This window comes from Paenibacillus cucumis (ex Kampfer et al. 2016), assembly GCF_019748695.1.
GTDB classification, from domain to species: Bacteria; Bacillota; Bacilli; order Paenibacillales; family Paenibacillaceae; genus Paenibacillus; species Paenibacillus polysaccharolyticus.
Map to the genome: position 1 here is coordinate 59,895 of NZ_JACLIC010000003.1, position 17,785 is coordinate 77,679.

The 17,785-nt window shown below is 41.0% G+C and carries 20 protein-coding genes; 16 read left to right on the top strand and 4 right to left on the bottom strand.

Translation table 11 applies throughout. The features are described from left to right. The first annotated feature begins 28 nt into the window (after positions 1-28). From H7T88_RS01945 to H7T88_RS01980, 8 genes are all read left to right on the top strand, one after another. Complete coding sequence (locus H7T88_RS01945) at positions 29-766, top strand: hypothetical protein (RefSeq protein WP_221786571.1); 738 nt, start codon at positions 29-31, stop codon at positions 764-766. Beyond that, positions 767-1,378: a hypothetical protein gene (locus H7T88_RS01950; RefSeq protein WP_221786572.1), complete on the top strand. Its 612-nt coding sequence runs from the start codon at positions 767-769 to the stop codon at positions 1,376-1,378. It abuts the gene before it with no gap. 24 nt (positions 1,379-1,402) lie between these two features. After that, positions 1,403-2,029: a beta clamp domain-containing protein gene (locus H7T88_RS01955; protein WP_221786573.1), complete on the top strand. Its 627-nt coding sequence runs from the start codon at positions 1,403-1,405 to the stop codon at positions 2,027-2,029. Between the two features lie 216 nt (positions 2,030-2,245). Then, complete coding sequence (locus H7T88_RS01960; RefSeq protein ID WP_221786575.1) at positions 2,246-2,875, top strand: HK97 family phage prohead protease; 630 nt, start codon at positions 2,246-2,248, stop codon at positions 2,873-2,875. Next, complete coding sequence (locus tag H7T88_RS01965; protein ID WP_221786577.1) at positions 2,872-3,879, top strand: phage major capsid protein; 1,008 nt, start codon at positions 2,872-2,874, stop codon at positions 3,877-3,879. Before H7T88_RS01960 ends, H7T88_RS01965 begins: the two co-directional genes overlap by 4 nt. 377 nt (positions 3,880-4,256) lie before the next feature. Next, the gene (locus H7T88_RS01970; RefSeq protein ID WP_221786579.1) at positions 4,257-4,565 is read left to right on the top strand and encodes an HNH endonuclease; all 309 of its coding nucleotides are present in this window, start codon (positions 4,257-4,259) and stop codon (positions 4,563-4,565) included. Between the two features lie 401 nt (positions 4,566-4,966). Beyond that, positions 4,967-5,110, top strand: coding sequence for a hypothetical protein (locus tag H7T88_RS01975; RefSeq protein WP_221786581.1), 144 nt, complete (start codon positions 4,967-4,969; stop codon positions 5,108-5,110). Between the two features lie 139 nt (positions 5,111-5,249). After that, entirely contained in the window at positions 5,250-6,530 is a 1,281-nt protein-coding gene (locus H7T88_RS01980; RefSeq protein WP_221786583.1) for a hypothetical protein, read from the top strand. Positions 6,531-6,651: 121 nt separating this feature from the next. Here the strand turns inward: H7T88_RS01980 and H7T88_RS01985 are convergent, their stop codons facing one another. Beyond that, the gene (locus tag H7T88_RS01985) at positions 6,652-6,831 is read right to left on the bottom strand and encodes a hypothetical protein (RefSeq protein ID WP_221786586.1); all 180 of its coding nucleotides are present in this window, start codon (positions 6,829-6,831) and stop codon (positions 6,652-6,654) included. A 103-nt stretch (positions 6,832-6,934) separates the two neighbouring features. On the opposite strand from H7T88_RS01985, the gene H7T88_RS01990 reads away from it, so the two are divergent. From H7T88_RS01990 to salA, 5 genes are all read left to right on the top strand, one after another. Further along, positions 6,935-8,521: an SIR2 family protein gene (locus tag H7T88_RS01990; RefSeq protein ID WP_221786588.1), complete on the top strand. Its 1,587-nt coding sequence runs from the start codon at positions 6,935-6,937 to the stop codon at positions 8,519-8,521. Between the two features lie 1,069 nt (positions 8,522-9,590). Beyond that, positions 9,591-10,283 carry a phosphoadenylyl-sulfate reductase gene (locus tag H7T88_RS01995; protein ID WP_090924660.1) on the top strand — a complete coding sequence of 231 codons (693 nt, stop codon included), beginning with the start codon at positions 9,591-9,593 and terminating at the stop codon, positions 10,281-10,283. 115 nt (positions 10,284-10,398) lie between these two features. Next, positions 10,399-11,568: a sulfate adenylyltransferase gene (gene sat, locus H7T88_RS02000; protein ID WP_221786589.1), complete on the top strand. Its 1,170-nt coding sequence runs from the start codon at positions 10,399-10,401 to the stop codon at positions 11,566-11,568. A gap of 155 nt (positions 11,569-11,723) precedes the next feature. Beyond that, complete coding sequence (gene cwlD, locus H7T88_RS02005; RefSeq protein ID WP_420874666.1) at positions 11,724-12,392, top strand: N-acetylmuramoyl-L-alanine amidase CwlD; 669 nt, start codon at positions 11,724-11,726, stop codon at positions 12,390-12,392. 78 nt (positions 12,393-12,470) lie between these two features. Then, positions 12,471-13,574, top strand: a complete 1,104-nt coding sequence (gene salA / locus H7T88_RS02010; RefSeq protein ID WP_221786591.1) for an iron-sulfur carrier protein/transcriptional regulator SalA — start codon at positions 12,471-12,473, stop codon at positions 13,572-13,574. Positions 13,575-13,717: 143 nt separating this feature from the next. Here the strand turns inward: salA and gerD are convergent, their stop codons facing one another. Continuing rightward, positions 13,718-14,470 (bottom strand): spore germination lipoprotein GerD, encoded by a 753-nt coding sequence (gene gerD / locus H7T88_RS02015; protein WP_154892110.1) that lies wholly within the window; start codon positions 14,468-14,470, stop codon positions 13,718-13,720. 125 nt (positions 14,471-14,595) lie between these two features. On the opposite strand from gerD, the gene H7T88_RS02020 reads away from it, so the two are divergent. Next, a complete protein-coding gene (locus H7T88_RS02020; protein ID WP_090924655.1) occupies positions 14,596-15,210 on the top strand; it encodes a KinB-signaling pathway activation protein in 615 nt (204 codons plus the stop codon). A gap of 113 nt (positions 15,211-15,323) precedes the next feature. Here H7T88_RS02020 and pdaB read toward each other — a convergent pair whose 3' ends face one another. After that, the gene (pdaB, locus tag H7T88_RS02025; protein ID WP_221786593.1) at positions 15,324-16,100 is read right to left on the bottom strand and encodes a polysaccharide deacetylase family sporulation protein PdaB; all 777 of its coding nucleotides are present in this window, start codon (positions 16,098-16,100) and stop codon (positions 15,324-15,326) included. A 122-nt stretch (positions 16,101-16,222) separates the two neighbouring features. On the opposite strand from pdaB, the gene H7T88_RS02030 reads away from it, so the two are divergent. Together H7T88_RS02030 and H7T88_RS02035 are read left to right on the top strand one after the other, a co-directional pair. Next, positions 16,223-16,840: a stage II sporulation protein M gene (locus H7T88_RS02030; protein WP_221786595.1), complete on the top strand. Its 618-nt coding sequence runs from the start codon at positions 16,223-16,225 to the stop codon at positions 16,838-16,840. 171 nt (positions 16,841-17,011) lie between these two features. Continuing rightward, positions 17,012-17,242, top strand: coding sequence for a hypothetical protein (locus tag H7T88_RS02035; RefSeq protein WP_090924652.1), 231 nt, complete (start codon positions 17,012-17,014; stop codon positions 17,240-17,242). Between the two features lie 314 nt (positions 17,243-17,556). Here H7T88_RS02035 and H7T88_RS02040 read toward each other — a convergent pair. Next, the coding region (locus H7T88_RS02040; RefSeq protein ID WP_221786597.1) for a hypothetical protein at positions 17,557-17,785 on the bottom strand (229 nt) is incomplete at its 5' end.

A 17,785-nucleotide genomic window follows, 5' to 3' on the forward strand; every position in this document is an offset into this window, starting at 1 on the left:
AAACGTTTGCGAATATGGAGGAGAGTCAATGGATATATCACATGATAAACCAAGTAAAATAATTGAAATAATAAGTGTTTTGGGCGAGTCTATTTCTTGGACAGGCTACTCAAAAGCTATCGAGTCAGCACCTGCTATTTCTTCTGGCCCAAGCACGCGAAATACAGCAGGTCCAAGTACGAGTGAGACAACTGCATCAAATATCATATTCTCTTCTGGCCCGAGCAGTATTACAACAACAGGACCAAAGAATATAAGTGGCGCTACTCAAACTGAAGGGACATACATCGGTCAAGGGGGACACAATCATGGAATACCATCTGGAACCGTATTTATAGACGCTGACGGTATTCCAAGAACTTGGGTTCCATCGGGGAATCACAGTCATGCTATTAGTTTGGCTAACCACGAACATGACATGCAGCATCATCACGAGATACCGGGTCATATTCATCGTATGGAACACACTCATGACATGAATCACACGCATGAGATACCAGGGCATAGCCACGATATTCTGTATGGCATCTTTGAGGGACCAACACCTTCGGAGATATTGATTCGTGTAGATGGGAATGTTGTTCCTTTCAACGAACTCAATGGAACGGATGTTGATATTATCCCTTTCATGAGCATGGATGATCAAGGGAAAATACTGCGTGGAGAGCCTCATACAATCGAAGTTATACCAAACGATTTAGGACGTATAGTTGCAAGTCTTAATACCCAAATCTTTGTACAGTCCAGAGGGGGAGGTGATTTTTAAATGACACTAACTATTGTCTTTGCAGGAGAAAAATTTTCATTGGCGGCGGCGGATCATCGGCGCACAAAGATTGAAACTGGAGAATTTATGGACGATGTACAGAAGGTTGCTCGCATCAACAATCACGTCATGGCGGCTTACTCAGGAATTTATATTCCAGACCAACTCGGACAAATGAAGGGGTTAGCAGAAGGGATTATTACTGCCATCCGTAGGGAGCGAGGTAAGAGTTTGGATTGCTTGGGAGTAGAAGAGGTTACTCAAATGTACAGTAAGGCAATGCAGGATGCTCAACTATTTGGAGTAAACAAAAATGAAATGGATGTGACATTTCATTTCACTGGACGGTTATCCAGAGGTGGTTTTGCAGTAGGGAGGGTGAGCAAACATGAAGATTTTGAACCGATAGTGACTCTGCCTGGTCAGTGCGATGGACTTGCGTGGAGCTTGTCTATGGCAGAGGTCAGCCCTAGTCCGTGGATTATAGGGCGGTTGGCCTCTATGACTGAGCTGAGTCGCGAGTCTGTGACCCTATTAACAGAAGAAATGTTTCCATGGGTAGCAGATCAGGACAAATATGTTTCGCCAACATTTAGTGTAATTTCCCTTTAAAAATGAATTAGGAGTGACAATACGATGAATAAGCAAGAAATGTTAGTGAAGTATGGCAAGAAATTTGCTGCACCGCCAAAGATAGGAGGAGTGCTAGAAGGCGTTCATTACACTACTGATGGCACAGCATACGTAACAAATAGGCACGTAGCACTCATAATTCGCGACATACATCATTTGGAGGAACCGATAACTCTGCATCCTAAAACGGAAGAGCCTATCCAGGGAGCCTATCCAGATGTGAGTCAGCTCATACCGACTACTTTTTCACAAGAAATCACAATCAGTGCGGGAATAAAAAATGTTCTTGTACGTGTTGCGGCTGCTGATGGTGTTGCGACCAGTATTAATAAGAAAAATCCATTGGCTGAGATTGAAGCAAACAACGGGATAGCCAGCCTTAAGGTAAATAGCCCGAAACATGTGATCCAATTTTCTACGGTACTAGGGAGTACGGAGGAATCCTTTCAGATAGGTGTTAACACAGAACATCTATCGCTGGCGTTCTCGGTATTTGCCGATATGAAGGCAGAACAAGTTTATGTTAAGTTCGGTGGTGGCAGGGGACCGATAGTGATTACCAATGATGAGGATATAGAAGTATTACTTCTTCCTTCCCCCTTGAATGAACAAAGGGATTGTTCTGAATAAATTGATTTCATAAAATTATTTGTTTCCTGTAGGGAACAAACTGTACGGTTTCTAGTTAGGGAGTAGATATTTAGGAGGGATCGTTGGTATGAGGGTTGCTCAAAGGAAAAAATTAGATAAGAAAACAAAACGTAAGCAACAAAGTCGTGCTTATAGCAAGATCAATAAACTGAATGTATACATGAGATGCCAAAAATTTCGGGGGGAGAAATGATCATGAGGAAAGAAGTTCAGCAAACACGTGGTCAACATATGAAGCTAAGTTCACGCTCTGAAAAAAATGGACAAGAAATGACGATAGAAGGTTATTTCGCACTGTACAACACCGAAACAGAGCTGTGGCCGGGAGCTTACGAAGAGATAGCCCCAGGGGCGTTTGATGGTACGCTGAGTAACGATGTTCGGGCATTAGTCAACCACGATACTACGTTAGTTTTAGGCCGAAACAAGGCTGGCACACTGAAGCTGAAGACAGATTCCCAAGGGCTATGGGGAAAAATTAAAATCAACCCATCAGATGCAGATGCAGTGAGTCTCTATGAGCGTGTTAAACGTGGGGATGTAGATCAATGCTCTTTTGGTTTCAATATACTCGAAGAAGATACAGATCATCGAAATGATGGCAGTGTAAAGTGGACAATCCGTAAAATTGACCTTCATGAGGTTTCGGTATGCACGTTTCCTGCTTATCAGGCAACTGGAATTCAAGCAAGAAAATCTAGCTTTTATAAGCAGCCTAGAAGTCTGGAAGAACGCAAAGTGATGTTGCGAGAAAGATTAGAATTCATTCAACGTGATTCTAAAAGAAAAGAGCATGAAACAAATCGGAGGGAGAAATATCAATGAGAAAAACTATGTTTGGTATGACCAGAGAACAACGATTAGATTATCTTAACATTCGTGAGGTAAAAGATTTCTACGATCGCTTGCGAGGGAAAATGAATCAAACGAGAGGGGTCATTGGAGCGGAGCTGACCATTCCTAAAACTATACTTGATCTTTTGAGTGAGAATCTGGAGCATTTCTCGAAACTCAAGAAGTATGTCCGTCTCAGAACGGTGAAAGGCGAAGGGCGCCAGATCGTTTCTACTGACATATTGGAAGCCATATGGACGGATGCTGTACAGTTTTACGGCGAATTGAAGGTTTCTTTTTCAGGAATAGAAGTAGAGGGTTATAGAGTGAGTGGTTTCATTTCATTAAATAATTGTCTGCTTGATGGCCCAACAATTGATTTTGCTAATGAATTGGAATATTTGTTAGGTGAAGCGATTGGTTACGCATTGGATAAGGCTATTCTTTACGGAACAGGGGAGCGGATGCCGCTTGGTTTCATCACTCGGCTGGCTGATAAAGAGGACTCCCAAGAGCTTCTTATCTCCAATATTAAAAAAATAAATACTTCATCTTTGAGTAATGGTGATTTCTTCAAAGCTATTTTAAAAGGACTGGCAAATGCTAAGATCAATAAGTCACGTAACGGTTTTGTTTTGGCTATGAATGAAACGACGTGGAAGGAATTGATTCTGCCAGAATTTTTCTCAGTGAGTAGTGGAATACTCACTACAGAGACTGGAATACTGATCCCAGCATTAGGAGCGCATGTGGAGTTCATGAATTTTATTCCATATGGTGATATTGCTGGTGGGTATATGGATCAATATCTTCTTGTTGATTTTGGAAGAGGGAAGCTAGGCGTATCCGATCAAGTAAGATTTATGGAGGATGAGATTGCATTCAAAGGTTTCAAAGTATATGACGGAAATCCTATATACCCAGATTCATTTGTATTGCTGAATATCAATAACGAAGAACCAACAACGCAGATTGAGTTTGCAAAAGGCGACTAAGAACTATATAAATATGATTATTGAGGGGCAGTCACGTAATATCGTGGCTGCTTTTTTATGCACTCAAGGAAATGAATTGAGCATTGAGATAACGGTGAGGAAAATGTCTTTAGAACATGAGTTATCCATAATTAACGAATGTGGAACTGGGAATATAAGAATCGAGGAAAGCCTTGCGGGGCAAGGGATTGAGTGTATTTTGTGAGTTATCCAGAATTTAAGATAAGGGTAATTCACTTTTATACAGAAAATGAATAAAATCAGGGTTTCAGAAGCAGAGATTCTATTGATTTCAGCAGAAAGATTGCCTCAGTGATGCGGCTTAACGGCTGAAAGTTAATAACAAAATCTAACGAATATTTATGCATGGAGGGATTATGAACAGTTGGTTCTATAAATCCACCAAGTGGAAGAGGAAGCGGGCGGTCATTTTACGTAGGGATGAATACGTGTGCCAAGAGAGCAGAAGGTACGGTAAGACCGAACCGGCTACCACGGTACATCACATTTACCCAATCGAGTTTTACCCAGAGCTGGCGCTGGTTAACTGGAATTTGGTATCGCTCTCTGACAAGCAACATAACGCCATGCATGACAGGGTGACCCATGAGCTAACAGCGCTTGGTCTTGCTTGGCAAGAGCGAGTGAGAGACAAGTTCGAGGAATGGCAAGGAAAGGGAAATTAATATTTTTGAGATATCCCCCCCACCCGGAGGATTAGTTTCCGGCAGCCCAGGGACCGGGCAGGGGAGCCTTTTCCAATAGAGCAGGTCTCCAGAATTTTTTTTGAAGAGTGAAGAAATTCTCAAACGTTTGGGGATCGCAGTCTCCTTATTCATATGTTCGTAAAGTTGACAAGGAACAAAATGTTTTAGTTTTAGAAAGGAGGGAGTAAACACGTATGAAAATTAGGGGTGGTATGAATAGAAGTTGTGGTCAATCTTTCTTGCAGTGTCCCGTACCTATGAATAAGTTCTCTATATTCTTTATCATGTAGTATGATGAGGAATAACTAATGTTTTAAAAAAAAAATTCCGAATGATCAAATTCTCAACACAAGTTAAACAATACAACTGGAGGGTGATCCATGAATATTAACCAATTTCCGCAAGACGTTCAAGAATTCATCCATGAACTCTGCGCCAAGGCGGTTTTAAGAGCTATTAAAAATGGCAATTGGAACTTGAAAGAACAGAATGAGAAGATACAATCGGATAATGTAGCTCCATAGATAGTAGTTATGAAGATCGTAAGGGAATATAACAAAACTAAATATTTGAAATATTTACTAATTAGAAAGCGTGAACTAAAATAGTACTCATATGCTGGATATTCCGAAAGTTTGAATTAGAGAGGACTGTATAATTCAGGTGGCTCAAATAATATTTAGTTCAGAAGAATTAAAAAGAAGATTACTAGAGGTAGTCAGACGCTGCACGGAACATGAAATTGATTTTTTTCTTGATGAGATTGATTTGGATTCGAGAGAGTTGGATGATGAAACAATCAGTAGCGGAGATTTTTTGAATAATGTAGATTATGAAGAAGACGTTCTTATCAATGAAGATACAGTTCTAAAAATTGGATTGCCGAGAGCAACTGAGTATCATTTTGCTTCTATTGACGGGGTCTATGAAATGATTGAACTAGCTATTCACGGGAAGATAGAGGATAATTTTCGTTTTTTAAGTCCCTGTACAGTTCTATACCACGTAGCTGGTGATCATATACTTTTACAAGAAGAGAAGATAGATTTCTCTATTTCACAGACATGGGAAGGTATTGAGATCAATGTGATTCCGGTAAAGGGTCTTTCAAGTTATGGGTTTAAATTGGTTATGGACGGTACGTACGATAAGTATTTTCCTCCTGTAGAAAGCTATGATCTCTTTATAAAGATTAAAGCTAAAGAAGAATTGAAGCCAGCAGTTTTTGACGATATCATTCAGGCTTATATCTTTGAACTACAGAATTCACATGCAATTGATATTCGTATAGAAACAAGACTTACCAATGTCTCATATGATGATGTGGACACTGAAACATGTAATACAGTAGGTGATAATCTTAGACTAAGACCGTTGTTAAACGGGAAAGGAATAACGCCTTTATTGAAAATTTATAATTCTTGTAACAATATTGAAGATAATGAATTTCGTATTTTAAATTATACAAAGATTATTGAATATGTTTCTCAAACAGTTATAAACAAAGAAATGCTGGATTCAATTTTGAAAAAATTGTATAGTCCAAAAGTTCTTCAACCTGATGCTACATATATTTTAGAATTAGAACGCCTGTATGATGAACATCGAAATAATAAAAAAGATAACCAAGCTATCAGTCTTACAGTAGGAACCTGTTGTGATACTATTGAATTAATTGAAATTGCTCCTAAATACCTTAAAAAATTCAGTGAATTTAAAAAACAAAAGGACAGTAAAGATTTACGTTCCCAGTGTCTGGATGAATTAGCTGGTGCTATTTCGGATACAAGAAATATGATAGCTCATGCCAAAACAAATTATCGAATGAAGGGGAAAGAATGTCCTAAAGATCAACTTGGAGATTTCGCAACTTGTTTAAAAATGGTGGCAAGCCAAGTTATTCACTGGTTTGCAAGACAGCATGAGGACAGTAGAATTATATAAATCGCTATAAGATAAACCTGTCAATTAACTGACAGGTTTATCTTATAGGTTATACTTGAAAACTCATTAGTTGAGAGGAAGGTATCGATGGCTGAAATTAGATTGTTGTCAAACAAAACTGTCAATCTTCTTGTGTAATATCGTTTCTAAGCGACTCACACTTTGATCCGGTCAAAACTTCAGCGATTACCAACAAACACAACTCAGGCAAATCGGTAGTGAGTGGATCAATACGCACTTTTTCTCCATCAATAATTCTGTAATGACCTTCTATTTTCAACTTGGGTCTTTTTTTTAACATTATTGCTACTAACCTCCAGTGAATTTTAATTTTTCATTTAATTTGAACATCTATATATTTGTGATATTCTTATAATAAATGATGACTTGGTGGGTGTGATACTATGACAACTGTGTTAGATTCTCTTGCTGAAAAGAATGAGTTTCCTATCGTGTTTATTGGATCTGGTATCTCTAAAAGATTTTTAAATGATTTCCCTGATTGGCCTACACTCTTGGCAGAGTTTTGGGTTAAAGCTGGTATGCAGAATTTTTACGGAGAATTAAACAATGTCCTGTCACGAGTAAAATCCGAGTATCCAGAATTTAATGATAGAGAAGTTGAGCATGAGGCGTACATACAGATAGGTGCTACGTTAGAGACTATATTTAACCAACGATTCAATGACGGCGAAATACTTATTGAGGGCTTCACTCCACATGATTCTTTTAAAACCAAGTTATCGCCTTTCAAAAAGGCAGTCGCTAACAGATTCCTAAGTTATTCCCTTAGAGATGGGATGGAAGTTGAATATGAATCATTTGTGAAAATGATTCGAAAAACTCAGATAATATTAACAACTAATTATGACACTTTTGTAGAAGATTCTTATAACTCTTTAGGCACAAATCAAATAAAAAAATTTATTGGGCAAAAAGGTTTTTTCACAGAGACATTTAACTATGCAGAATTATATAAATTACATGGGTGTGCTCAGAGCCCTAGCGACATCGTTCTTGCCAAAGAAGACTATAACAAATTTGATAAAAATTCCGTCTTGATCAGTGCTAAAATTATTTCAATGATGCTAACCTCACCTATTATTTTTATGGGTTATTCTCTAACAGACGTTAATGTAAGAAAAATAATCAGTGATTTTTCTTCCTCATTGTCGGATGCGGAGGTTCAACTGCTTGAAGAAAGACTCATATTATTAGAATGGTCTGAAGGTGAACAAGGCTTAGTGGAGGAAGTTTTAAATGATCGAGATTTGGGTTGCAAACTTAAAGTAATTAAAACAGATAACTATGGCCTGGTCTTCGATAAAATAAGCTCTGTCAATCAGGGTGTAACACCTTCTGAAGTTCGAAAGTATCAACATGTCATAAAGCAACTGATTGTTGACAGAGGAAGAAAAGGAAGCTTAAATTCTTTACTCGTTTCACCGGTTCAATTGGAAGATATAGAGGAGCGGATTGGTGACGGCAAATTAGTGGTTGCTCTTGGTGACACCACTTATATATTTAGAATGCCTGATTTGGTCAGTTATTCGTACGATTATTTTTTCGAGTCAGATCAACTAAACACCGATATTGCTTTGCGCTTCATAGCAAGTCAAAATAAAAAATCGAGGCTTCCGTTTTTAAAATTTACAAAAGATTTGAATTTAGATGAAACCAATTTACATCCATTCGATAAGGAGAAAATTAAGCAAAGGATTGCAGCATTCCCTGACGCAAATGTTTGTATTAAAACCATTAATTCATCATATAAAGTTAAGGTGGATACAATTGAGGAAATAATTGAGCAGAAATTTAAACAAGACAAGGAGTACGATGTCATCGCCTATAATAGTCCTAGGTTAGACCTTGATAAATTGCAAGACTATATAAAAGAGAAGCTCTCCATATTTAGGGATGGGGGTGCACGTGGTATCCCCACGTCACTAAGAAGGCTAATCACAATTTATGATCTCATTATAAATAAATAAGAGGCCAGCGCCCGAACCCACGAATGGATTGCCACTGACCTCTTTGATACCTTTTAGTGTATGACAGAATCATACATTATTATTCATAAGAAATCAAGAAATGTTTTGACCATATTTTGACCATATTTAATTCGGAATCGATCTGAAACAATCCTAACGAAAAAATCACTTCCTTTATATATAGGGCATTTTCGGAACATATCGGAATGTGAAATTGACGAACGTAAAAAATACGGTCTTAAAGCGGCTCGTCGCGCACCTCAGTTCTCCAAACGTTAAGATTTTTCAAAGTCCTTGGCTTCGGCCAGGGACTTTTTTGTGTTTTATCTACTAATAGGCTATGCCTAATTTGAATATTCTAACGTTAACGTAATAGCAACATGATTCCCATTGAGAGAAAAACGAGGTTACAAGAGATTAGCTGTAACATTAGTTTTGTATATCCTTGAATTTTGATCTAATTCATATCTAAATTAACCTTCTTAATTCAAATGAATTCAGATTGATTAATCAATGTCCATCCGCCATTCCCCTCTATGACTTGATCCACGTTATAAACCTAACTATGATTAGCTCAAATCTTAACCGTTTATAGCAATACTCCTACTCCAGAGCAATATCATTTTTTCTCATGTCTGAGATATCAGTCTTTTTTATGAATACGATAAAGGGTCCTTACTTTTGTTATTTGACGGAGTTGCAGACTCGGGCTTTCAATATTCCCCAAATGAGGATGGTCTTCTGACAGGATATGCTCTCTGATGATGAAAAATAATTCGTCCTTCATCCCAAAAATCCAACAATAGCAACGTTTTTTTCTCTTTAGGGTCTCAAGCACTTGAAAGTTATGTTTATAAGATTTTTGTATGGTTTTACCTACATTTCATCTAGAAGCCTAATAGGCACTAAAAATTCAGCTCGTTTATAGTGTATTTTTACGATTAGAATTGATGTAATTTACCAGATGGCAGGCATTGACATCGCGAGTGAAAGATTTATACTATACATAATTCATATTAGATTAGTCGGCTTTTGTGGTTTTGAGATCATGAATGGGGGAAATTGAACAATGAACTTGTTAGAAAAGGAAGAACTGGCTCGTACAAAAGCAGAGGAACTGGAGCACGCAAGCCCGGAAGATATTATTCGCTATGCGGTTGAAACATTTCCTAATATCACATTTGCATGCAGCTTCGGTGCAGAGGATGTTGTACTTGTAGATATGTTGCAAAAAATTAGCCCATCTACTGATGTTTTTTATCTGGATACAGATTTTCATTTTCAGGAAACATATGATACGCGTGATCGGATGCAAGAAAAGTACAACCTTGAGTTTGTAAAAGTATCGCCAAAAATCACACCAGAAGAACAAGCTGCTCAGCATGGGGAAGAATTATGGAAATCCGATCCCAATGCTTGTTGTAACATTCGTAAGGTAGAACCTCTGACACGTATTCTATCGCAGTATGATGCATGGATTACGGGGATTCGCAGAGATCAGGCACCAACGCGTGCAAACTCCAAGAAGGTCGAATATGATACTAAGTTTGGACTCATGAAATTTAACCCGATTGCACATTGGACGAGTGAGGATGTGTGGGAATACATTCGTGCTAATAACGTGACATATAATCCGCTGCATGATCAAAATTACCCGAGCATCGGGTGCGAGCATTGCACACGCCAGGTAATGCCTGGGGAAGATCCTCGCGCAGGGCGCTGGTCTGGTAATGATAAAACGGAGTGCGGATTGCACAAATAAGCTGATTAATAGAGTTATGACATGATAGCGCAAATGTCTTTTTCAGTTAAACCATTTTAGAATGATAATGCAGTTTTCATCAAAATATCGGATGTTTTAATAAGGAGCTGACAAGATGACTTCGATTCTGCCTCATGGAGGTACGCTGGTGCAGCGTATCGTACAAGGAGAAGAACGTGAGCAATTATTGCAGGATAGCAAAAACCTGAACTCATTGCAGATTAACACCTGGACGATCTCAGATTTGGATTTGATTGGTGTAGGTGCGTTTTCGCCGCTTCAAGGCTTTATGAATGAGGAAGATTATCTGTCTGTCGTATCCCGAATGCGTTTGGCAGATGGCACAGTATGGAGCATACCGATTACACTGGCTGTAAATGATCAACAGGCTGATTCACTTCGTAAAGGTGAAACTGTAGCTCTTGTTGGTGAAACGGATGGAGTAACGTACGGTCTGCTCGAGGTTCAAAGCATCTATAAGGTGGATCAGGCAGAGGAAGCACGTCGTGTTTTCAAAACCGATGATCCTGAACACCCTGGTGTGAAAAAACTGCTGGAGCGTCCTGCAACATATGTAGGAGGTCCAATTCAAGTGTTGAACCGTCCGAAACCGGCCAAGTTTGAAGATTTCTATTATGACCCGGCTCAGACACGTAAGATTTTCCAGGATAAAGGATGGAGAACCGTTGTTGGTTTTCAGACACGTAATCCTGTCCACCGGGCACATGAGTATATCCAGAAAAGTGCAATGGAAATCGTTGATGCACTTTTCTTGAATCCACTTGTAGGTGAGACGAAGTCTGATGATGTTCCAGCGAATGTGCGCATGAAGAGTTACCTGGTACTGCTGGAGAACTATTATCCGGCGGATCGTGCGTTTCTGGGTGTATTCCCGGCTGCAATGCGGTATGCGGGACCTCGTGAAGCCATTTTTCATGCCATGGTACGTAAAAATTATGGGTGCACCCACTTTATCGTAGGGCGTGATCATGCTGGTGTAGGTGATTATTACGGAACCTATGAAGCACAAGAGATCTTCTCTAATTTTACGGCTGAGGAATTGGGCATTACACCACTGTTCTTTGAGCACAGTTTCTTCTGTACCAAATGCGGAAATATGGCTTCCAGCAAAACCTGCCCTCATGACAAGGAACATCATATGACTTTGTCGGGAACCAAGGTACGTGGATTGTTGCGTAATGGTGAATGTCCACCGCCAGAATTTACACGTCCTGAGGTTGCTGAGGTGTTGATTGAGGGTATGTCAGAGCAAGTCCATTCCTAAGGGTATATTTGTCCATCTTGTCCCATATAGATGATTAGAGTCATTTATAGGGACGAGGTGGTTTTTTTATGCGCAAAAACATGGGGAAACATCTGGTAGTCTGGGTCCGGTTAAAAACAGTGAAGAGGGTTATGCTGAGCCTATGTTTGTTGGCTATGTTTGTAGCGGTTGTTTCGTATGAGATGCCCTCGGCCAAAACGTCAGGATATTGGAGTTTGCCTCTGGCTGGAAAGGTGATCGCTATTGATGCAGGTCATGGCGGACCAGATGGGGGAGCCGTGAGCAGGCAGGGAGTTATTGAGAAGGATATCAATCTGTCCATTGCGCTGTATGTTAGAGACTATCTGCAACAGGCAGGAGCTCTTGTTGTGATGACTCGTGAAATCGATAAGGATTTGGCCGACGAGGGAACGAGAGGGTACTCCAGACGTAAGACAGAGGATCTCAAACAGAGAGTAAGACAGATTGAAGATAAACAAGCTGATTTATTTATCAGCATTCACATGAACAGTGTGCCATCTAATCGGTGGAGCGGTGCACAAGTCTTTTACACGCCTAATCATCCTGATAACGAAGGTCTTGCAAATCTGCTACAAGCCGAAATGATTCGGAATCTGGAAAATACAGATCGTATAGCGAAAACGGTGAGTACCGTTTATCTGCTTCAGGCTCTGAAAATCCCGTCAGCACTTGTTGAGGTCGGCTTCTTGTCTCATCCGGAAGAGGCCCGTCTGCTCGCTGAAGAAACGTACCAACGCAAAGTAGCCGCATCTATTTATAACGGTATTCTCCGATATGCTTCAGGTGAACGTCCGAAAAGTTAGTCATAAGAAGAGAGGTAGTGCTATAATTGGAACAGCATACCTAACACATGCCAATAGATAAAACCGAGGTGCTGTCTGATGTTATCAAAAGAACAGATACTTGAACTTTTACAGCCATTACAGGAACCGCAGCTAGGACAAAGCTTAGTGGAACTGGGATGGATTCGTGACATTATGGTGAAAGAACACCATGTGGCCTTAAGCATGGTGACACTGGAGAATCGGCCAGAAGATGCAACCGCTTTAACGGATGCTGCACGTAACCTGCTTTCCCAGCATGGAGTGAAGGATGTGCATATCCGCACACGGGTAGCGTCAGAGCATGACCGTCAGAGCCTTAACCTGGGACAAGTGCAGCAAGAGCAAGATCAGGATGAAGTGCTTGTAAAAGGTCATGCGGCTGGTCTCGATGGACATGAGTTGTTAAGCCCTGAGTCTGGAGTTCGTTTTATTGCCATAGCTAGTGGTAAAGGCGGCGTGGGGAAATCAACGGTCACCGTTAACCTGGCTGTAGCCCTGGCTCGTCAAGGGAAGAAAGTCGGTCTCATTGATGCTGATATTTATGGTTTCAGTGTGCCGGATATGATGGGGATTGAGGAATACCCTGTCGTTGAGGACGGTGTGATTCAACCGGTCGAACGTTTTGGCGTCAAAGTGATGTCTATGGGTTTCTTCATTCGGGAAAATAACCCCGTGATCTGGCGTGGCCCAATGCTGGGCCGGATGCTACGTCAGTTCTTCACCGATGTTCAGTGGGGCGAACTGGATTACATGTTGCTGGATCTGCCACCGGGCACCGGAGATGTTGCGCTTGATGTGCATCAGATGTTGCCACAGAGCAAAGAGATCATTGTAACGACTCCACATGCCACTGCAGCCTTTGTAGCGGCGCGTGCCGGAGCGATGGCCATTCAAACGGAACATGAGCTGTTAGGTGTGGTTGAGAACATGGCGTACTACGAATGTGGTAAATGTGGGGAGAAAGAGTATGTCTTTGGTCGTGGAGGGGGCGGACGTCTTGCCGAAAGCTTGCACACGGTACTGCTTGCCCAGATTCCATTAGGTGCTCCAGATAACCATCCTTCTGAGCCGGATTTCTCACCGTCTGTGTATAAGGGAGAAACAACAATAGGGGCTATATATGACGAGGTTGCCAAGTCGATCGAGTCCAAGTTTGAATGAGATTTTTTATGTGATTAAAATTTAATGTGCTTATAAATAAAGCCTGCGTCCTTTGGATGCAGGCTTTTCACATGATCTCTACTTTGGAAATTGAAGCTTATCAACGTTTCTCTTCTTGCAGAACCTGGATCATCGTTGCAGTTCTATGAACTTCCACCGCCACCACCAGAGTCTCCACCTCCAGAATCACCATTGCCACCATCTCCCCCGTCCTGACCACCGGACTCCTGCCCCTTTTGCCCGCCACCGCTTTCCGTTTTAGGCTGGAGTTCTTCTTGTACCACTTTTTTCAGCAAAGTAAGAACTTCCATACGAAACAAAGGATTTTGCATCACTTCCTGCATAACGGTCATCGTTTGTTTTCGGTATTCCGGGGTTTTGGTCATATCCATGAACATCTTGGATACTTCAGGAGATTTCATGATATCCCCAATCGACTTCTGATACGTCGGATCTTTGATCAGTTGCATATGCAGTTGTTTGCTTTGTCCGTTGATCGCTTTGGCGAATTCACCAGCAAACTGCGGATCGGTCATGATTTTCTCGAATTCCTTCTGGTATTCAGGAGCGGTTATGGTATCTTTGACGGCAATACGTATTTGTTCCGAAGATTGCATTGGCATTAACATTTTCATTCCCACCGTTCCCGATCCACCACCAGAGCTCCCGCCTTCTTCTGACCCACCGCCTCCACCGCCGCCAGAGGAGCTTTGACCCGTTAGAGCCTCTTCAACAGCCTTTTTGCCTTCATCACTTTTCAAAATATCTACGACCATCGTTTTCATCTCTTTATAACTGCCCTGAGGAGGCGAAGAACTCTGATCTGAACCGCAGCCGGCGAGCATGACGGATAGCCCCAATACAACGTAGCATAGCTGCCATATAGGCCGTTTCATGTGTACAATCCCTCCTTGATTAGATACTGGATGTAGTATGTGATGGGAAAGGGGGAAATATGTTGAGCAATGATGGTTTTTTGCTGTGAAGGTTGGTAAAATAAACACTCGGGGGTGGAAAACATTTGAATTTGCGTAGATGGTTTTTCCTATTTTGGACAGCCTTGCTTATTGGCGCCGCGGGAGCATTAGGTACAGGATTGATTATGATGTTGGTAAACGGAGAAAAAATGAATGGTATTGCTGATTTTATGCTGTATCTACTAATTCTGTTTGGCTCCGGAGTGATGATTAGCGTATATTCACAAATGGGTTTCTTTGCATATCTCATCTTGAATTATATGGGCAAGGGTGTATTCCCAAGACGCGGATGGCAGATTGTGCAGGTTGTGCTGACTGTGCTAGCTTTGCTGGACATCATGTTCTTGCGTTTATTTGTCGGAGGAGGACGAGAGCGTATCTCGGACATTGTGCTGGGACTGATCATTTTGGCGGCTGCAATTGTTACCGCTTACGTGAAAGTGAAACAGACACATATCTCTGCGCTAGTACCAACGCTCTTTTTCATGATCGCTGTGACTGCAGTGGAAACGATTGGTGTACTGCGTATTGACGTTAATGCAGCCACCATCTTTATTGTGATCCCTTTGCTGTTATGTAATGCATATCAGATGCTGATCCTGCACAAGCTGGTCGATAGCTCAAAAGAAGCGGCTGTGAATCCTGCTCCGAGTCGTTGAACGAATGTTGGGCATAAAAGAGTTGAAGGGTCATACACATGAATAAGGTTTTCATAACGATGAAAAATACAAAAAGAGCTAACTGTGTTAGCTCTTTTTCAACTGTTTGCGTATTATTGGCCGCTGGCTTGATCGCGTACTTCCTTACCCTCTACACTTGAATGGTTGAGGAGTTCAGATACGGTGACGAATTCATAGCCCTGATTTTTTAATTTATCGATGATGGCCGGAAGTGCTTCATGAGTTTGTTTCGATGAGTCGCTGGCATGCAACAGGACAATGTCACCAGGATGTGCTTTGCTGACGACACGATCAACGATTGTCTGTACTCCGGGGTTTTTCCAATCCAGAGAATCTGTATCCCATTGTACAACTTGATAGTTTAGACTATTCGCAACCTGAAGCACGCGTTTATCAAAATCTCCGTTTGGCAATCGTAGCAAATTGGGTTCTTTTCCCGTTAAATCGGTTAAAATGCTGTGAGCTGTCGAAATCTCCTTGCGGATCTGCTCTTCGGTCAGGCTAGTATAGTTCTCGTGCCGATGTCCATGACTACCGATCTCATAGCCTGCATCTTTGATGGCAGTCACAATCTCTGGATGGGTTTTGCTCCAGGGTGAGGAGAGAAAGAAGGTGGCCTTCTGCACTTTATTCTCCTGAAGAACTTTAAGAATCGGTTCGGTTCGTTTATCACCCCAGCTAATGTCAAAGGTAAGTGCAATGACCTTCTTGTCAGTCGGTACACTGTAGACGGCGGAAGGTGCTTCTTCCGAGAACACTGACACGTTGCCACTTTCCAAATAAATAATACCAATCGCAAAAATGGCAGCAACGAGCACAATCAGATTACGTTTGATCTTTTTGCCGTTGAATACATAGAACGAGTTCATTTCGCTAAGCGCCCCTCTCCCAATAAAGAAATGCTTGTTTACTTCTCAATGTATGCTCGTACCGTCCAGTTATTCGTTTTACATCTTTGTTTGTCCATCATTTCGGTTTACAGGAGGTTGTTATGTTAAAATTCAGTACATTTATAAGAGATATGGGTAAGATTAGAGGAGCATTAATCTGGTCATTTTTGTTGTTCGCTGTGGGTATAGGAGCAGGGTGGGTGAGTACTGGCCCCTTAGAAGAGTTACTGTTAGGGCAGATTGAAGGGCTTCGCCAAATCAGTCAGCAGTTGGAGCAAGGAGGAAATGTGCAGTGGAATTTCTTCTTGCTTATCTTTTTCAATAATGCCATTAAAAGTGTATTGGTTATCTATGCAGGTATTTTCTTCGGAATCTTGCCAATTATCTTTCTGCTAATCAACGGGATGGTGCTTGGCTTTGTTGTTCACACCACGATGAATTATGGGGCAAGCTTTTTTGATATTGTCGTGAAGGGGCTTCTTCCACATGGCATTATCGAAATCCCGGTAATTATTATTGCCTGTGCATTTGGATTGAGGTTCGGCGGTTTGGTTGTGCGGAGTCTGGCGCAATTGGGAGGCGACAAACGGGCAATGATCGGATCTCGGTGGAAAGAGTTTATGAATATGACGTTAACGGCAAGCTTTTGGGTAGTCATCTTGCTTCTCGTTGCAGCGGTTATTGAGAGCACGCTCACATATGCACTTGTGAGAGGTTAAAATTATTTGTGCAAATTTTGTGATACCCAGCATTCATAAATTCCCAGTAATTTGACCATAACAATAAAACGGGTTTCAGCAGTGCAGACAAAAAAGAGATATGTTCAACAAAAGAAGATGCTGAAAGACGAGTGTGACTATAGAGGCTATGCACAAAAAGGAGAACTCTTAATGCTGGGTATGCTATTTAACGAGAAAGAATGCAAGGAACTGGACTATGTATTACGCAAAGAGTTGGATGAAATGCTGTTCGATCTAAGTGACCATCGTCTTGACCAAGAGATTAAATATGCTATAGCGAGTCGGTATAAAACAGTATTCCGTATGTATGCAAGGTTCGCCCCGCCTAAAGAGTTATCCAAGTATGCAAGAGGCGGTAAGTTAAAAAACTCCAAGCTATAAAATAAAGCTGAACATATAATTTTAAACGTTATGATGAGAGGTGTAGCTCTCTAGATAGAGAATGCGCCTCTCATTGTATTCGCCATTTGCTAAAGGGAATGATCAACTTATTTGTCGAAATAGGGTTGACCTTTTCGAAACTATATGGTAAATTAATTTTCGTTCCATTTTTAAGGAGCCGTTTGATTGGACAAGCATTTTTATAAGACAGTAACTAAAACGGTTGAAAAAAATGCTTGCAAAGGAAACGTGGATGTGTTACATTATAAAAGTCGCCGCTGAAACGACGACAACATGAAAAACAACGCATCAAATTATGTTTGATCTTTGAAAACTGAACAACGAGTGAGTAAACATTCTGCTTGCAGAATGACGTGAAGGTTTTTGGTGCATGCCATCTGGCTGTATGGAAACTGGAACACAAATGAGATTTTTAATCTCGTCAGATTCAAAATGAGCTTATCGCTCTTTTCAATACCCCGATGAGTTCCACCGCGTTTAACCACGCTGTGAAATTCATCTTTATTGGAGAGTTTGATCCTG

What these genes read in the sequence shown, in the direction of transcription:
- H7T88_RS01945 (WP_221786571.1), top strand. Translation starts at nt 29, where the DNA reads ATGGATATATCACATGATAAACCAAGTAAAATAATTGAAATAATAAGT.
- H7T88_RS01950 (WP_221786572.1), top strand. Translation starts at nt 767, where the DNA reads ATGACACTAACTATTGTCTTTGCAGGAGAAAAATTTTCATTGGCGGCG.
- H7T88_RS01955 (WP_221786573.1), top strand. Translation starts at nt 1,403, where the DNA reads ATGAATAAGCAAGAAATGTTAGTGAAGTATGGCAAGAAATTTGCTGCA.
- H7T88_RS01960 (WP_221786575.1), top strand. Translation starts at nt 2,246, where the DNA reads ATGAGGAAAGAAGTTCAGCAAACACGTGGTCAACATATGAAGCTAAGT.
- H7T88_RS01965 (WP_221786577.1), top strand. Translation starts at nt 2,872, where the DNA reads ATGAGAAAAACTATGTTTGGTATGACCAGAGAACAACGATTAGATTAT.
- H7T88_RS01970 (WP_221786579.1), top strand. Translation starts at nt 4,257, where the DNA reads ATGAACAGTTGGTTCTATAAATCCACCAAGTGGAAGAGGAAGCGGGCG.
- H7T88_RS01975 (WP_221786581.1), top strand. Translation starts at nt 4,967, where the DNA reads ATGAATATTAACCAATTTCCGCAAGACGTTCAAGAATTCATCCATGAA.
- H7T88_RS01985 (WP_221786586.1), bottom strand. Translation starts at nt 6,831, where the DNA reads ATGTTAAAAAAAAGACCCAAGTTGAAAATAGAAGGTCATTACAGAATT.
- H7T88_RS01990 (WP_221786588.1), top strand. Translation starts at nt 6,935, where the DNA reads ATGACAACTGTGTTAGATTCTCTTGCTGAAAAGAATGAGTTTCCTATC.
- H7T88_RS01995 (WP_090924660.1), top strand. Translation starts at nt 9,591, where the DNA reads ATGAACTTGTTAGAAAAGGAAGAACTGGCTCGTACAAAAGCAGAGGAA.
- sat (WP_221786589.1), top strand. Translation starts at nt 10,399, where the DNA reads ATGACTTCGATTCTGCCTCATGGAGGTACGCTGGTGCAGCGTATCGTA.
- cwlD (WP_420874666.1), top strand. Translation starts at nt 11,724, where the DNA reads ATGTTTGTAGCGGTTGTTTCGTATGAGATGCCCTCGGCCAAAACGTCA.
- salA (WP_221786591.1), top strand. Translation starts at nt 12,471, where the DNA reads ATGTTATCAAAAGAACAGATACTTGAACTTTTACAGCCATTACAGGAA.
- gerD (WP_154892110.1), bottom strand. Translation starts at nt 14,470, where the DNA reads ATGAAACGGCCTATATGGCAGCTATGCTACGTTGTATTGGGGCTATCC.
- pdaB (WP_221786593.1), bottom strand. Translation starts at nt 16,100, where the DNA reads ATGAACTCGTTCTATGTATTCAACGGCAAAAAGATCAAACGTAATCTG.
- H7T88_RS02030 (WP_221786595.1), top strand. Translation starts at nt 16,223, where the DNA reads ATGTTAAAATTCAGTACATTTATAAGAGATATGGGTAAGATTAGAGGA.
- H7T88_RS02035 (WP_090924652.1), top strand. Translation starts at nt 17,012, where the DNA reads ATGCTGGGTATGCTATTTAACGAGAAAGAATGCAAGGAACTGGACTAT.